Source organism: Streptomyces sp. NPDC059002 (genome assembly GCF_042740435.1).
GTDB lineage: Bacteria > Actinomycetota > Actinomycetes > Streptomycetales > Streptomycetaceae > Streptomyces.
Genome location: NZ_JBHYJI010000016.1, coordinates 132,077 through 147,155 on the forward strand (window position 1 = coordinate 132,077; position 15,079 = coordinate 147,155).

The following is a 15,079-nucleotide window of genomic DNA, read 5'->3' on the forward strand; positions in this document are numbered from 1 at the left end:
GCCCGGCAGCCCGCCGTCGGGCAGCGTTCTGCCTGGCAGCGCTCCGTCGGGCAGTCCGCCGTCGGGCAGTGCTCTGTCCGGCAGTGCTCCGCCCGGCAGCCCGCCGTCGGGCAGCGTTCTGCCTGGCAGCGCTCCGTCGGGCAGTCCGCCGTCGGGCAGTGCTCTGTCCGGCAGTTCACCGTCCGGCAGCGCTCCGCCCGGCAGCCCGCCGTCCGGCAGTCCGCCGTCGGGCAGTGCCCCGTCGGGCAGTGCCCCGTCGGGCAGTGCCCCGTCGGGCAGTGCTCTGTCCGGCAGCGCCCCGCCCGGCAGCCCGCCGCCCGGCGCCCGTTCCCGCACCGCGCCGAGCAGTACCCGCGCCGCCTCCTCCCAGCCCGACTGCGACTCCTCGTCCGTGGCGCCGTGTCGGGCGAAGACGGTGCCGCAGATGAGGCCGAGCAGGATTCGGGTGGTGGGCTCGGGCCGCCAGGTGGGGGCCGGGTCGTCGTCGCCGTGGCAGGTGCCGCGCAGCTCTTCGAGCAGGAACTCCTCGACGGCGTCCAGCAGGTTGCGTACGGCGTGTTCGCGCGGCGCGCCGTCGGACGCCAGTCTGACGGCGGCCCGCATGCGGGGATCGGCCAGCGCTTTGACGAGGCCGAGCACCGCGCTGTCCAGGGCCCGCCCGGGCGGCAGGTGAGGGGCCTCGGCGGCGCCGCGCAGCAGGGCCCACCGTTCGGCGGCCTCGCGCTCCAACGCGTCGGCGATCGCTTCCTTGTTGGCGAAGTGGCCGTAGAGCGCGCCGGTCGTCATGCCGAGGTTCTTGGCCACTTCCTTCAGGTTGGTGCGGGTGAACCCCTGTGCCGCGAAGCTCTCGGCCGTGAGGTCGAGTATGCGCTGCCTGGTGCGCCGGGCCCTTTCCTGCTGGGTCATGCGTGACCCTTTCCGCCGGTGCGACGCCGTCGCCGCGTGCTCGGCCTTGTTGTCCCCACGTAAAATTCCTTCTGAAAGGTATGTTTTCGAGGTGGGCGTCATTCCCCGCTCATTCCCCTCGCATTCCTTCAATGTGATCCCGGCTGCCCCGCGGCTGGACGGCGCGCGGCCGCGCGGCCCACTCGCCCACGCGCCGACGGCGCGGGCGAGCGGGCGAGCGGGGACCGGATCACCGCGGCGGTCGGCCGCCGGGCCCCGTGGTGGCGGGCAGCCGGGTCCAGCCCTCGCGGACCGCCCAGCGCGTCAGTTCGGGGTCGTCGCCGATCACGGCCGGGTGGCCCACGGCGCGCAGCATGTCCAGGTCGCTGGAGTGATCGCCGTACGCGTGACTGTCCGCAGCGGACAGTTCGTGCCGCTCAAGGAAGGAGCCGACCGCTTCGGCCTTGGCGGGGCCGATCATCGGGGCCCGCACTTCGCCGGTGAGCAACCCGTCGTCCCCGACGAGCAGTTCGGTGCAGAGCACTGCCGTGGCGCCCAGGTCCCGGGCGAGCGGGCGGAGCATCGGGTCGGCCGACCCGGAGACCAGGACCACGGCGTGCCCGGCCGCCCGGTGGCGGCGCAGGGCCGCGAGCGAGGCGGTGACGAAGGCCGCGGGGGTGGCGCGGTAGGTGTCGTACCACTCCTGGCCCGCCGTGTTCAGCTCATCGGCCCGGGCGCCCGAGTAGCGCCGGTAGTGGGCCCGGTTGAGCGCGGCGCGGTCGGACGGGGGAGGCGTGTCGCCCGTCGGAGGCGTCCCGTCCCTGCCGCCCCGTGCGACCCAGAAGTCCCAGAAGGCGAACATGCTCTTGGCCGCGATCAGCGTCTCGTCCACGTCGAAGAACGCCGCACGGCTCGGCTCTTGCGCCGTCACGGCCGCCGCCGGGCTCATGCCGCGCCCTCGGATGCGAGGAGGGCGCTCATGTACGCCTCGGCCGCGGGCTCGAAACGGACCGCTGCGTGCGAGGCCACGGCCGCGATGTCGTGCCACCTGCGCTGCACCGGATCCCCTTCGGCCAGACCGCTCGCCCCCATGGCCCGCCACAGACTGTCGACCGCGCCCGAGCACAGTTCGACGGCGAGTGCCGCGTCCCTGCGGTTCGACGCGACCGAGAGCGGGGTCACGTCGGCGTGGTCCGCCTCCCGGGCGGCCTGCCGCAGCAGCAGCTCGGCGGAGTGGATCTGGGCCGAGCCGCGCGCCATCAACTGCCGTGCGGCGGCGCCCGCGATGGCCGGTCGTCCGTCGGCGCCCACCTTGTCCGTCATCCGGGTCCGCCAGTCGCGCAGGGCTCCTTGCGCCGAGCCGAGTGCGGGCGCCGCGAACATCAGGGCGGCCACCATCGCGTACGGAACCCGGTGGCACCGCGCCACGTCCGGCCGCACGCGGCCCAGGTCGGCGAGGGTGAACGTGCGGTGTGCGGGCACGAACTCGTCCGTCACGGCCACCGAGTTGCTGCCGGTGCCGCGCAGGCCGACGGAGTGCCAGGTGTCGGTGACCGTCACGCGCTCGCGGGGCACCGCGAAGATGCGGTGGCCCGCCTCGCCCTCGCCGGGCGTACGGCTGGCCAGGAGCACCCAGTCCGCGTGGTCCACCCCGCTGGCAAGACCCCAACTGCCCGTCAGGCGCCAGCCGTCCGGCTCCGCGACGGCCTCGCCGCGCGGCGGGACGACGGACGCGGCGATGCGTACGTCGGGTCCCGAGCGCCACAGGTCGTCGCGGCCCGCGCGCGGCAGGTAGGCGGCGAGGCGGCCGTGCGCCGCGTAGAGGGCTGCGACCCACGCGGTGGACGCGCAGGCCTCGCCCACGCCCGCCACCGAGTCGAGCAGGCCGCCGAAGGTGCCGGCCGCCCCGCCGTGTTCCACGGGGACGAAGTGGCGGGGGAATCCGGCCGCGGTGAGCGCCTCGGTGAGCGGCGCGGAGAGCGACCTGCGGTCGTCCGTCGCGGCGCGGTCGTCGGCCGCGAGGGCGGCCACCGCCGCGTGGGCGGGGACATGGGCGGACGGCGTCGGCAGGTGCGCCCCGGGGGTGCGGTCGGCGGTCAGCATGCCGGGCCGCCGATGGGCAGCCGGGTCGCGACCGAGATCGTGCAGGAGGCGATGGTCCGTCCGCCCTGGACGGCGGTGAAGTGCTGGGGCTCGCGCCCGGCCGGTGAACCGGGCTCGCCCGCGGGGGAGTTGCCCGCCGCGTTCGCCGGGTCCGTGCCGTACTCCGTGCCGCACTCCGTGTCGTACTCCGTACCGTCACCGTCCTGCCGGACGACGAACGCGGGCGGGTCCGTCAGCTCGCCGAAGGCGTGGAAGGTGACGGCTGCCGCGAGCGGGCCGCCGGAGCGGTCGTCCGCGTCCGCCGCCGTCAGGGCGGCCTGCCGGAAGCCCTCGATCAGGACCATGCCGGGTATGTGGTCGCTGAGGTGGTCGAAGAGGACGGGGTGGCCCAGGTCGAGCCGGACCCGCCACTGGCCTTCCGCGCCCGTGACGGCCTCCAGCACCTCGTCGGAGTACGGGGCGTGACGGTCACTCAGCTCCGGTGCGACGTCGGGGAGTTGTGTGGTTCCGCCGCCCCGCAGCCGCAGTACCGCGTACTGCTTGCGCTCCACGGCCTGCCACCGCGCCCCGACGCGCCCGAGCCGGCGCCCTTCGCAGTGCACCTCCGCTTCGAGGCGCGCACCGAGGCGGCGCGGGCCGCGCGGGGCCACGGTGCAGGTGACTTCGAGGACCAGCGGCGCCGCGTCGGGGCCGCCGGGCGGCAGCGGGGCGTCCAGCGCGAAGTCGAGGGACGACAGGATGAAGGCGTGGCCCTCGGGGACGCCGTAGAAGCGGTGCGAGAGGTAGATCGCCGACTGGCGGACCGCCTCGGCGAGCAGCAGCGGATCTCCCGCGGCCGCCGTGCCGCGGTGGCCCAGGAAGTGGTCGCGGGGCAGCCGCGCCGCCACGGTGAACCGGTCGTCGCCGGTGCGCACCGCGTCCTGGAGGAGGACTTCGCCGTCGGCGGCCTTGTGCACCAGCGCGCGGGGCACGTGCGCGTCCCGTCGTTCGTCCTCGGGCGTCAGGCGTCTTTCGTGTGGCGCTCCCTCAGGCGTTCTTGTCTGCTCCCCGGCAGAAAAGGCACGGACAGTCATCTCGAATCCCTCCCTGTCGGCGCCCGGAGGTTCGGACCCCCCCTCCGGACACCGATCAAGCCACCCCGCGAGACGCGCCACAGGGGTGCTCTGTACAGCTCCGCACAGCTCTGAACAGCGCGTCTCTTGATCCGTTGATCAGCGGGGTCGAAAATATACCTACAGGAAGGTATCTTTCAAGCCGAAGAGTTGACACCGCCGTCGACGCGGCCGCACCCGGAGAACAGACACCTGATGCCACGACCCACCTCCGCCGACAAGACAGCCCCGGTGGCCTTCATCGCCAGGAAAATCACCACCGCCCGCGGGCCCGAGCCGCGGCAGGACCGCTCGGCGCGCACCAAGGCCGTCATCCTCGACGTGGCGTCGGAGCTGTTCGCCACCCGGGGCTTCCGGCACACCTCGGTCAAGGACATCGCCGAGGCGGTCGAGATGACCAAGGGCGCGGTGTACTTCCACTACCCCACCAAGGAGGCGCTCGCCGTCGCCGTCGTCGAGGGGCACTACGCGTACTGGCCCCGGCTGCTCGAAGAGGTGCAGGAGCGGGAACTGCCGCCGCTGGAAACGGCCCTGGCGATGCTCGACGGCGCCGCCGTCGCCTTCCGCGACAACGTGGTGGTGCGCGGCGGTGCCCGGCTGCAGATCGAGCGCCCGCACATCGACGCCGAACTCCCCACGCCGTACGTGGACTGGACCGAGCTGCTCCGCTCCCTGCTCTCCGACGCGTACGACAAGGGCCAGCTCGCGGAGGACGTGGATCCGGCCGCCGTCGCCCGGTCCCTGGTGTCCGCGTTCTTCGGCGTGCAGCACGTGTCGGACGTCCTGCACGGCCGAGCCGACATCACCGAACGCTGGGCGGAGACGCGCGATCTGTTCCTGCGGGCGCTGCGGCCCTGAGGCGGGGCGGGCCGCGGACGGATCGCGGACGGATCGCGGACGGATCGCGGACGGGCCGCGGGCGGATCGCGGACGGGCCGCGGGCGGAGGTTTTCGGCCGGGGCTCGAAATGAGCCGGGGCTCGAAATGACCGGCCGTCACGCCTCATGGTTTCGGGTTCCCGTCGAATCGTTCGCGCGAGCGGCGGCCGTTTCCTAAGTTCATGCCAGCGCCACCGAGGTGGGTCGACGGGCTCCGGATTCTGCTCCGCGTGCCTCTCCGCAGCGCCTCTCTCAGCCGAAAGGCCCCACGTATGAAGATCGCGATGTCCGGCACCTGTTCCGCCGGCGAGACGTCGACGGTGCGGGCACCGGCCCGCGCGCTGGGCCCGCAGCCCGTGCCGAGCGCCACGGAAGCGGGCGACCTGGCCTGGAGCGACTGAGGCCGCCGGGGCTGCCGGGACTTCCGCGGGAGGGCGCCGACAGGGCAGACGAGCACGAGGGGGACCCAGCATGCAGGCCACCGCCATCACCGGGGAGAGATTCCGGCTCGACTCCGTCGACGACGCCCTGGGCGATCGTCGGGGACGCTTCTTCGGCGAAGGGTTCAAGCGCGTCACGCACGCGCTGAGTTCCCTGTCCGTCCGCCCCGCCGACGCCTCGACGCCGGGCACCGTCGACGCCACGGCAGGGATCCACGTCCCCGGTGTCTGGTCCCGCAAGGGCGCATCGCATCAGCGGCCCCATCTGACGACCGTCGACGCGATGCAGTTCGCCGCCCGGCTCACGGGCCTCTACACGGCCCACGTCCACGATCTCGCCCCCGCGGGCCACTTCGCCGTACGGTCGCTGTCCGTCAAGACCGGAACCGCGCCCGACGAAGAGCTGCTCGACCGCTTCCCGGTCTCCGCGCTGCACCGCTCGACCCGCGAACTGCCCGCAACGGGCCGCCTGTCGACCATCATGGACTGCCGCGTCGGCTCCATGACCGTCCGCGTCGAGGCCGAGCACGACGCCGCCGCCGACCCCGTGTACACCGAGGGGTTCTACACGACGCCCGAGCATCTGCCGGGTGCCTGGAACGACGCTCCGTACGGGGCGTCGCACCACGGACGCCGCCAGTACCTCCTCGACGTGCGGGGCGACGGCGCCTCCCTGACGGCCGACGCCGAGCTGCGCCTCACCGATTCCTTCGGCGGCGCGGCACGGGAGTCGCTCGGGCCGACGATGATCGACGTCTTCGTGGCGGCGCTGCAGCTGGGCCAGGTGCTGCTCTACCGGCTCGACGGCCTGGACCGCGCCACCTCCAACACGCTGTGGATGCGATGCACCACGATCACGCCGGCCGACGAGCGGGCCGCGGCGGCGGGCGCCGACGGCGGCACCCCGCGGGACGGACGCTTCCGCGTCGCCCTGGCCAGGCCGACCGAACTGCCCACCGCCCAGGGCACATGGCGCACGGCGCAGATCCGGTCGACCTTCGCCGGCCTGCGGCTGACCTGCGACGTCGCACACCTGCTGCCTTGACCCTTCGGCAGGTCCGCCCGAGCACCGAGGAGCACCGAGGAGCACCGATGAACCGCACCCGGCCGGCGTCCACTCTGCGGCGCAGGCGCGCGACTGGTTCGCCGCCGAACTCCGGCAGGGCGGCCTGTTCATCGCGGGCGCCGTCGAGGCCCTGCGCAGGCACGGGCGTGACGGCGACCGGATCGTGTTCGCCTCCGGTTCGTTCGCGGCCTGCCTCGCGCCGCCCGCCTCGCGCCGCTCGCCGAGCACCTAGGCGCCGACGACGTCCGGCGCACCTCGCCCGAGATCGCGGACGGCCGCTGCACCGGGCCGCCCTTGAGGACTGCGTCGCGTACGGCGACCACGCGTCCGACCTGCCCATGCTGGAGGCGACGGGGTCCGCCGTGGTCGTCGGCGGCGACGCCGCACTGCGCGCTCTCGCCGCACGCCGCTGCCGGCAGCTGTGCCCGGCGGCCCGGAGCCCGCGCTGCTGCCTCTGCCCCTGCCCCGGCCCGCCGCCCGGCCCACGGGCCGCGCCGGGCAGATCATTAGACTCGGCGCGTGACTGTTGTGGAGATTCCCGGTTCGAAGTCGATCACGGCGCGTGGGCTGTTCCTCGCGGCCGCCGCGCAGGGCAGGACCGTGCTCGGCGGGCCGCTGCGGTCGGACGACACCGAGGGCTTCGCCGAAGGTCTCCGCGCGCTCGGCCACGAGGTCGAACAGGAGCCGGGGCAGTGGGCGGTCACGGGCCGCCCGCGGGGGTCCGGCGTCGACACGGCCGACGTGTACTGCAGGGACGGCGCCACCACCGCACGGTTCCTGCCCGCGCTCGCCGCGACACGGCAGGGACGGTTCCGGTTCGACGCCTCGGAGCAGATGCGGGCCAGGCCGCTCGGCCCGCTCACGGACGCGCTCCAGGAACTCGGCGTCGACATCGCCTTCGAGGGCCGCCCGGGGCACCATCCGCTCGTCATCGACGCCGACGGCGTCAAGGGCGGCGGCATCGTCCTCGACGCGGGTCTGTCGTCCCAGTTCCTCACGGCCCTGCTCCTGATGGGCCCGCTGACCGAGGAGGGGCTCGACATCACGGTCACCGACCTGGTCTCGGTGCCGTACGTGGAGATCACGCTCGCGATGATGCGCTCCTTCGGCGTCGAGGTGCGGCGCACCGGCGACACGTTCCGGGTGCCCGCCGCCACCTACCGGGCCTGCGACTACCGCATCGAGCCGGACGCCTCCACGGCCAGCTACTTCTTCGCGGCCGCCGCCGTCACCGGGCGAAGCGTCACCGTCCCGGGTCTCGGATCCGGCGCCCTGCAGGGCGACTTGAGGTTCGTCGACGTGCTCCGCGAGATGGGGGCGGACGTCCGGGTCGCCGCGGACTCGGTGACCGTGACCGGCGCCGACGGCGGGCGGCTGCGCGGTGTCACGGTCCCTATGCGCGACATCTCGGACACGGTGCCCACGCTCGCCGCCATCGCCCCGTTCGCCGACGGTCCTGTGCGGATCGAGGACGTCTACAACACCCGGATCAAGGAGTGCGACCGCCTCGCGGCGTGCGCGGAGAACCTGCGGGCCCTTGGCGTGCCGGTCGAGACGGGCCGCGACTGGATCGAGATCCGCCCCGCGGCGCCGCGGCCCGCGCACATCGCGTGCCACCGTGACCACCGCATCGCCATGGCGTTCAGCGTCACCGGGCTCAGGACGGCGGGCATCACGCTCGACGATCCCGGCTGCGTGAAGAAGACGTTCCCCGGCTTCCACGACGCCCTCGCGCGGCTGCGCGAGGCCTGGGAACGGTCCGAATAATCCTGAGTGATCCCACGATCTTCCCTGTACGTTGAAGGGGCGCGAGGCTGAGGAACGGCGCCGAGCCGTGATCACCGAACCGCGCACCCCGACCGCTGTGACCCATCGGGGTCCGGCACATGTGCGGCGCGTCCGCGGTGTGCGGGACGACCCGGCGTACACCCACAGCTAGACCCTGTTTCGAGGCCAACCCCGTGTTCCTGACGATCAGTACCACCGGTACCCCCGAACGCCCGGCGACCGACCTCGGGTTCCTGCTGCACAAGCACCCCGAGAAGACGCAGGCGTTCTCCACCTCGTACGGCACCGCGCATGTGCTCTACCCCGAGGCGAGCGACGAGCGCTGCACGGCCGCGCTGCTCCTGGAGGTCGATCCGGTCGCGCTCGTGCGGCGCGGCAAGGGCAAGGGGCGGGGCGGAGCGCCCGACGCGGCCCTCGCGCAGTATGTGAACGACCGGCCCTACGCCGCCTCTTCGCTGCTCGCCGTGGCGCTGAGCGCGGTGTTCTCCAGCGCGCTGCGCGGGGTGTGCAGGGCGCGGCCCGAGCGGGCCGCGCAGCCGCTTCCGCTGCGGATCGAGGTGCCCGCGCTGCCCGCGCGCGGCGGTGCCGAGCTGGTGCGGGGGCTCTTCGAGCCGCTGGGCTGGACGGTGACGGTGACGCCCGTGCCGCTGGACGAGCAGTTCCCCGAGTGGGGCGATTCGCGGTACGTACGCCTCGTACTCGACGTCCCCGAAGGGAAGTTGACGCTCGGCGAGGCGCTGCGGCACCTCTATGTCCTGCTGCCCGTGCTCGACGACGCCAAGCACTACTGGGTCTCGCCCGACGAGGTCGACAAGCTGCTGCGGGCCGGTGAGGGCTGGCTCGCGGGCCACCCGGAGCAGAAGGTGATCACCAGCCGCTATCTGTCGCGCCGCTGGTCGCTGACGCGCGAGGCCATGGAGCGGCTCGAACTGGTGCGGCTCGCCGACGCCGACGACACGGACGTCGAGGAGATCGACAACGCCGTCGACGAGGAGAGCGACACCGAGGAGAAGCCCGTGCCGCTCGCCGTGCGGCGCCGCGAGGCGATCCTCGCGGAGCTGACCGCCGCCGGGTCCCGCCGGGTGCTCGATCTGGGCTGCGGACAGGGCCAGTTGGTGCAGGCGCTGCTGAAGGACACCCGGTTCACCGAGATCGTCGGCGTCGACGTGTCCATGCGCGCGCTGACCGTCGCCTCGCGGCGGCTGAAGCTGGACCGCATGGGCGAGCGCCAGGCCGAGCGCGTCACGCTCTTCCAGGGGTCGCTCGCGTACACCGACAAGCGGCTCAAGGGGTACGACGCCGCCGTGCTCAGCGAGGTCATCGAACACCTCGACGTGGCGCGGCTGCCCGCCCTGGAGTACGCGGTGTTCGGCTCGGCGCGGCCCCGCACGGTCCTCGTGACGACGCCGAACGTCGAGTACAACGTCCGCTGGGAGACGCTCCCCGCCGGACACGTGCGGCACGGCGACCACCGCTTCGAGTGGACGCGCGAGGAGTTCCGCGGCTGGGCCCACCAGGTGGCCGAACGGCACGGCTACGACGTCCGGTTCGAGCCCGTCGGGGACGACGACCCTGAGGTGGGGCCGCCGACCCAGATGGCGGTCTTCACACAGACCGAGAAGCACGACAAGCACGAGAAGCACGAGAAGCACAGCAAGAACGACAAGCACAGCAAGAGCGAGAAGGCCGACCACACCACGAAGGAGGTGCGGGCCGCATGACGAACGACACCGGTACCACCACCGAAGCCGCCGAAGCCCCCCGCGCCGGACGGACGCTGCCCGTCACCGACCTCTCCCTCGTGGTCCTGATCGGCGCCACCGGGTCCGGCAAGTCCACCTTCGCCCGGCGGCACTTCAAGCCCACCGAGGTGCTCTCCAGCGACTTCTGCCGCGGTCTCGTCGCCGACGACGAGAACGACCAGGGCGCCAGCGGCGACGCCTTCGACGTGCTGCACTACATCGCGGGCAAGCGCCTCGCCGCGGGCCGCCGCACCGTCGTCGACGCGACCAGTGTGCAGAGCGAGAGCCGCAAGCAGCTCATCGAGCTCGCCAGGAAGTACGACGTGCTGCCCATCGCGATCGTGCTCGACGTGCCCGAGGAGGTCTGCGCCGAGCGCAACGCCGCACGCGAGGACCGGGCGGGCATGCCGCGCCGGGTCATCCAGCGCCACCAGCGCGAACTGCGCCGGTCCATGCGGCACTTGGAGCGCGAGGGCTTCCGCAAGGTGCACGTCCTGCGGGGCGTGGCGGAGATCGACGGCGCGGAGATCGTCACCGAGAAGCGCTACAACGACCTCTCCCACCTCACCGGACCCTTCGACATCATCGGCGACATCCACGGCTGCGCGTCCGAGCTGGAGACCCTGCTCGGCAAGCTCGGCTACGTCGACGGCGCGCACCCGCAGGGCCGTACGGCCGTGTTCGTCGGCGACCTCGTCGACCGCGGCCCGGACACCCCGGGCGTGCTGCGCCGCGTGATGTCGATGGTCGCCGCGGGCACCGCCCTGTGCGTGCCCGGCAACCACGAGAACAAGCTCGGCCGCCACCTCAAGGGCCGCAACGTCCAGCACACCCACGGACTCGCCGAGACCATCGAGCAGTTGGCGGACGAAGACACCAGGGATCCAGAATTCCGCACGCAGGTACGGGAGTTCGTGGACGGACTCGTCTCGCACTACGTCCTGGACGAGGGCAGGCTCGTCGTCTGCCACGCGGGCCTGCCCGAGAAGTACCACGGCCGCACGTCCGGCCGGGTGCGCTCCCACGCCCTGTACGGCGACACGACCGGCGAGACCGACGAGTTCGGCCTGCCGGTGCGCTACCCGTGGGCCGAGGAGTACCGGGGCAAGGCCGCCGTCGTCTACGGCCACACCCCGGTGCCCACCGCGACCTGGCTGAACAACACCATCTGCCTCGACACCGGCGCCGTCTTCGGCGGCCGCCTCACCGCGCTGCGCTGGCCGGAGCGCGAGCTCGTCGACGTACCGGCGGAGCAGGTCTGGTACGAGCCCGCGAGGCCGCTGCGCACCGAGGCGCCGGGCGGTCACGACGGGCGGCCGCTCGACCTGAACGACGTGTACGGCCGCCGCGCGGTGGAGACCCGGCACGCCGGTCGCGTCGCCGTGCGCGAGGAGAACGCGGCGGCGGCCCTGGAGGTCATGAGCCGCTTCGCCGTCGACCCGAGCCTGCTGCCGTACCTGCCGCCGACCATGGCGCCGACCGCGACGTCGCAGCGCGAGGGCTACCTGGAGCACCCGGAGGAGGCCTTCGCCGCGTACGCCAAGGACGGCGTCGCCCGCGTCGTGTGCGAGGAGAAGCACATGGGCTCGCGCGCGGTGGCCCTGGTCTGCCGCGACGCGGACGTGGCCCGCGAGCGCTTCGGCGTGGCGGGGCCGACCGGCTCCCTCTACACCCGCACCGGACGCCCCTTCTTCGACGACGCGGCCGTCACCGAGGAGATACTCGGCCGACTGCGCGCCGCCGTCACCGAGGCGGGCCTGTGGAAGGACCTGGAGACCGACTGGCTGCTGCTGGATGCCGAGTTGATGCCGTGGTCGCTGAAGGCGTCAGGACTGCTCCGCACGCAGTACGCGGCGGTCGGCGCCGCCTCCGGAGCCGTCTTCCCGGGCGCGCTTGCCGCCCTGGAAGCGGCGAAGGCGCGCGGCGTGGACACCGGTGAGCTGCTCACGCGCCAGCGCGAACGGGCCGCGGACGCCGCCGCGTTCACCGACGCCTACCGCCGCTACTGCTGGCCGACGGACGGCCTCGACGGCGTGCGGCTCGCGCCGTTCCAGATCCTGGCCGTCCAGGGCCGCAGCCTCGCCGCGCTCCCGCACGACGAGCAGCTGGCCCTGATCGACCGCATGGTCGAGCACGACGGCACGGGTCTGCTGCAGACCACGCGCAGGCTGTACGTCGACACGGGCGACGCGGAGTCCGTGCGCGCGGGCGTCGACTGGTGGCTGGAGATGACCAGCCGCGGCGGCGAGGGCATGGTCGTCAAGCCGGTCGCCGCCCTGGTCCGCGACGACAAGGGCAGGCTCGTCCAGCCCGGCATCAAGTGCCGGGGCCGGGAGTACCTGCGGATCATCTACGGTCCGGAGTACACGCGCCCGGAGAACCTGACGAAGCTGCGCGGCCGCTTCCTCGGCCACAAGCGCTCGCTCGCGACCCGTGAGTACGCGCTCGGCCTGGAGGCCCTGGACCGTCTCGCGGACGGCGAGCCGCTGTGGCGGGTGCACGAGTCGGTGTTCGCGGTCCTGGCCCTGGAGTCGGAGCCGGTGGACCCGCGGCTCTGAGCCGCCGCGGGGTGCCGCATAGACCGCGCGTGAGCCGTCCGGCCGGGGAAAGATGGACCCCATGGGATTCCATGTCGACTCCGAGGCCGGGCGGCTGCGCCGCGTCATCCTGCACCGCCCCGATCTGGAGCTCAAGCGGCTGACTCCGAGCAACAAGGACGCCCTGCTCTTCGACGACGTGCTGTGGGTGCGCAGGGCCCGCCAGGAGCACGACGGGTTCGCGGACGTGCTGCGCGACCGGGGCGTCGACGTCCGGCTCTTCGGCGATCTGCTGACCGAGACCCTGGACGTGCCCGAGGCCCGCCGCCTCGTCCTCGACCGGGTCTTCGACGAGAAGGAGTACGGGCCGCTGGCCACCGACCATCTGCGGATGGCCTTCGAGACGCTGCCGTCGGCCGAACTCGTCGAGGCGCTGGTCGGCGGGATGACCAAGCGGGAGTTCCTGGCCGGCAACTCCGAGCCGACGTCCGTCCGCTTCCACTGCATGGACCTGGACGACTTCCTGCTGGGCCCGCTGCCGAACCACCTCTTCACGCGCGACACCTCGGCGTGGATCTACGACGGCGTCTCCATCAACGCGATGCGCTGGCCCGCACGGCAGCGCGAGACCGTGCACTTCGAGGCGATCTACCGCTACCACCCGTTGTTCCGCGGGGCGGACTTCAACGTCTGGTCGCAGGGCCAGGCGGACTACCCCTCCACCATCGAGGGCGGCGACGTCCTGGTGATCGGCAAGGGCGCGGTGCTGATCGGCATGAGCGAGCGCACCACGCCGCAGGCCGTCGAGATGCTCGCGCACAAGCTGTTCGCGGCGGGCTCGGCGCGGACGATCGTGGCGCTCGACATGCCCAAGCGCCGCGCGTTCATGCATCTCGACACGGTCATGACGATGGTCGACGGCGACACCTTCACGCAGTACGCGGGCCTCGGCATGCTCCGCTCGTACACCATCGAACCGGGCACCGGGGAACGGGAGTTGAAGGTCACCGACCATCCGCCCGAGCACATGCACCGGGCGATCGCGGCCGCGCTCGGGCTCAGCGAGATCCGGGTGCTCACGGCCACCCAGGACGTGCACGCGGCCGAGCGCGAGCAGTGGGACGACGGCTGCAACGTGCTCGCGGTGGAGCCGGGCGTCGTCGTCGCCTACGAGCGGAACTCGACGACGAACACGCATCTGCGCAAGCAGGGCATCGAGGTGATCGAGATCCGGGGGAGCGAGCTGGGGCGGGGCCGGGGCGGGCCGCGCTGCATGAGCTGTCCGGTGCAGCGGGACGCGGTGCCCGGGGCGTAGCCGGACGCCGGGCCAGGGGGCGCCGGATGCGCCGAGCGGCGCCCGCCCGGGGGGACGCCGGATTCGCCGAGTGAATAGAAATGTGGAGCATCGTATATAGTTTCAAGGTCCCCGTATCCGCATCCCAGGAGCGCACCATGGCCACAGACCTCACCGGCCGCCACTTCCTCAAGGAGCTGGACTTCACCGCCGACGAGTTCCGCGGCCTGCTCGACCTGGCCGCCGAGCTGAAGGCGGCGAAGAAGGCGGGGACCGAGACGCGCCGCCTGCACGGCAAGAACGTCGCCCTGATCTTCGAGAAGAGCTCGACGAGGACGCGCTGCGCCTTCGAGGTCGCGGCCGCCGACCAGGGCGCGTCGACGACGTACCTGGACCCCTCGGGCTCGCACATCGGCTCGAAGGAGTCCGCGAAGGACACCGCCCGTGTGCTCGGCCGGATGTTCGACGCGATCCAGTTCCGCGGGACCGAGCAGGACACCGTGGAGACGCTCGCCGCCCACGCGGGCGTGCCCGTCTACAACGGCCTGACCGACGACTGGCACCCCACCCAGATGCTCGCCGACGTCCTCACGATGTCCGAGCACAGCACCGGGCCGCTCGCCGGGATCACCTTCGCCTACCTCGGCGACGCCCGCTTCAACATGGGCAACTCCTACCTGATCACCGGCGCCCTGCTCGGCATGGACGTCCGCATCGTCGCCCCCGAGGCGTACTGGCCCGCAGCGGAGATCGTCGAGCGGGCCCGGGCGCTCGCCGAGGAGAGCGGCGCCCGCATCACGCTCACCGAGGACATCCCCGAGGGCGTCCGCGGCGCCGACTTCGTCGTCACCGACGTCTGGGTGTCGATGGGGGAGCCCAAGGAGGTGTGGGCCGAGCGCATAGCCGCCCTCGCGCCGTACGCGGTGACGATGGACGTCCTGCGCGCCACCGGCACCGCGGACGTGAAGTTCCTGCACTGCCTGCCCGCCTTCCACGACCTGGGCACATCGGTCGGCCGGGAGATCTTCGAGACGTACGGCCTGGAGTCCCTGGAGGTCACTGACGAGGTCTTCGAGTCGGCGCACTCCGTCGTCTTCGACGCGGCCGAGAACCGGCTGCACACCATCAAGGCGGTCATGGTCGCGACGCTCGCCTGACCTGCCGTACCCGCACGATCAGCACACACTGGTGGGGCCGGAACACCACATCCGGCCCCACTGGCACGCGGCCCCAC

The 15,079-nt window shown here is 72.7% G+C and carries 12 protein-coding genes; 8 read left to right on the forward strand and 4 right to left on the reverse strand.

Annotated elements, in window-relative coordinates:
* The 4 genes from ACFWZ2_RS17400 to ACFWZ2_RS17415 all read right to left on the reverse strand — a co-directional run.
* Positions 1-906, reverse strand: a 906-nt coding sequence (locus ACFWZ2_RS17400; protein ID WP_384546437.1) for a TetR family transcriptional regulator, incomplete at its 3' end; no start/stop codon positions are given.
* A gap of 229 nt (positions 907-1,135) precedes the next feature.
* Entirely contained in the window at positions 1,136-1,834 is a 699-nt protein-coding gene (locus tag ACFWZ2_RS17405; protein ID WP_384546439.1) for an HAD family hydrolase, read from the reverse strand.
* Positions 1,831-2,988 carry an acyl-CoA dehydrogenase family protein gene (locus ACFWZ2_RS17410; protein WP_384546441.1) on the reverse strand — a complete coding sequence of 386 codons (1,158 nt, stop codon included), beginning with the start codon at positions 2,986-2,988 and terminating at the stop codon, positions 1,831-1,833. The genes ACFWZ2_RS17405 and ACFWZ2_RS17410 overlap by 4 nt, the downstream gene beginning before the upstream one ends.
* A complete protein-coding gene (locus ACFWZ2_RS17415) occupies positions 2,982-3,959 on the reverse strand; it encodes a ScbA/BarX family gamma-butyrolactone biosynthesis protein (RefSeq protein ID WP_384546443.1) in 978 nt (325 codons plus the stop codon). Before ACFWZ2_RS17415 ends, ACFWZ2_RS17410 begins: the two co-directional genes overlap by 7 nt.
* A 336-nt stretch (positions 3,960-4,295) precedes the next feature.
* Here ACFWZ2_RS17415 and ACFWZ2_RS17420 point away from each other — a divergent pair, with 336 nt between their 5' ends.
* From ACFWZ2_RS17420 to argF, 8 genes are all read left to right on the forward strand, one after another.
* Positions 4,296-4,958 carry a ScbR family autoregulator-binding transcription factor gene (locus ACFWZ2_RS17420; protein ID WP_384546445.1) on the forward strand — a complete coding sequence of 221 codons (663 nt, stop codon included), beginning with the start codon at positions 4,296-4,298 and terminating at the stop codon, positions 4,956-4,958.
* Positions 4,959-5,250: 292 nt separating this feature from the next.
* Positions 5,251-5,379: a hypothetical protein gene (locus tag ACFWZ2_RS17425; protein WP_384546447.1), complete on the forward strand. Its 129-nt coding sequence runs from the start codon at positions 5,251-5,253 to the stop codon at positions 5,377-5,379.
* Between the two features lie 70 nt (positions 5,380-5,449).
* Positions 5,450-6,463, forward strand: a complete 1,014-nt coding sequence (locus ACFWZ2_RS17430) for an AvrD family protein (protein WP_384546449.1) — start codon at positions 5,450-5,452, stop codon at positions 6,461-6,463.
* Positions 6,464-7,003: 540 nt separating this feature from the next.
* On the forward strand, positions 7,004-8,251 hold the full coding sequence (gene aroA, locus ACFWZ2_RS17435) for a 3-phosphoshikimate 1-carboxyvinyltransferase (protein ID WP_384546451.1): 1,248 nt from the start codon (positions 7,004-7,006) through the stop codon (positions 8,249-8,251).
* A gap of 194 nt (positions 8,252-8,445) precedes the next feature.
* Positions 8,446-9,993, forward strand: a complete 1,548-nt coding sequence (locus ACFWZ2_RS17440) for a 3' terminal RNA ribose 2'-O-methyltransferase Hen1 (RefSeq protein ID WP_384546453.1) — start codon at positions 8,446-8,448, stop codon at positions 9,991-9,993.
* Entirely contained in the window at positions 9,990-12,572 is a 2,583-nt protein-coding gene (locus tag ACFWZ2_RS17445) for a polynucleotide kinase-phosphatase (RefSeq protein WP_384546455.1), read from the forward strand. Before ACFWZ2_RS17440 ends, ACFWZ2_RS17445 begins: the two co-directional genes overlap by 4 nt.
* Positions 12,573-12,633: 61 nt before the next feature.
* Entirely contained in the window at positions 12,634-13,866 is a 1,233-nt protein-coding gene (locus tag ACFWZ2_RS17450; RefSeq protein ID WP_384546457.1) for an arginine deiminase, read from the forward strand.
* A 137-nt stretch (positions 13,867-14,003) separates the two neighbouring features.
* Complete coding sequence (gene argF, locus ACFWZ2_RS17455; protein WP_384546459.1) at positions 14,004-15,002, forward strand: ornithine carbamoyltransferase; 999 nt, start codon at positions 14,004-14,006, stop codon at positions 15,000-15,002.
* The last annotated feature ends 77 nt before the right edge of the window (positions 15,003-15,079 follow it).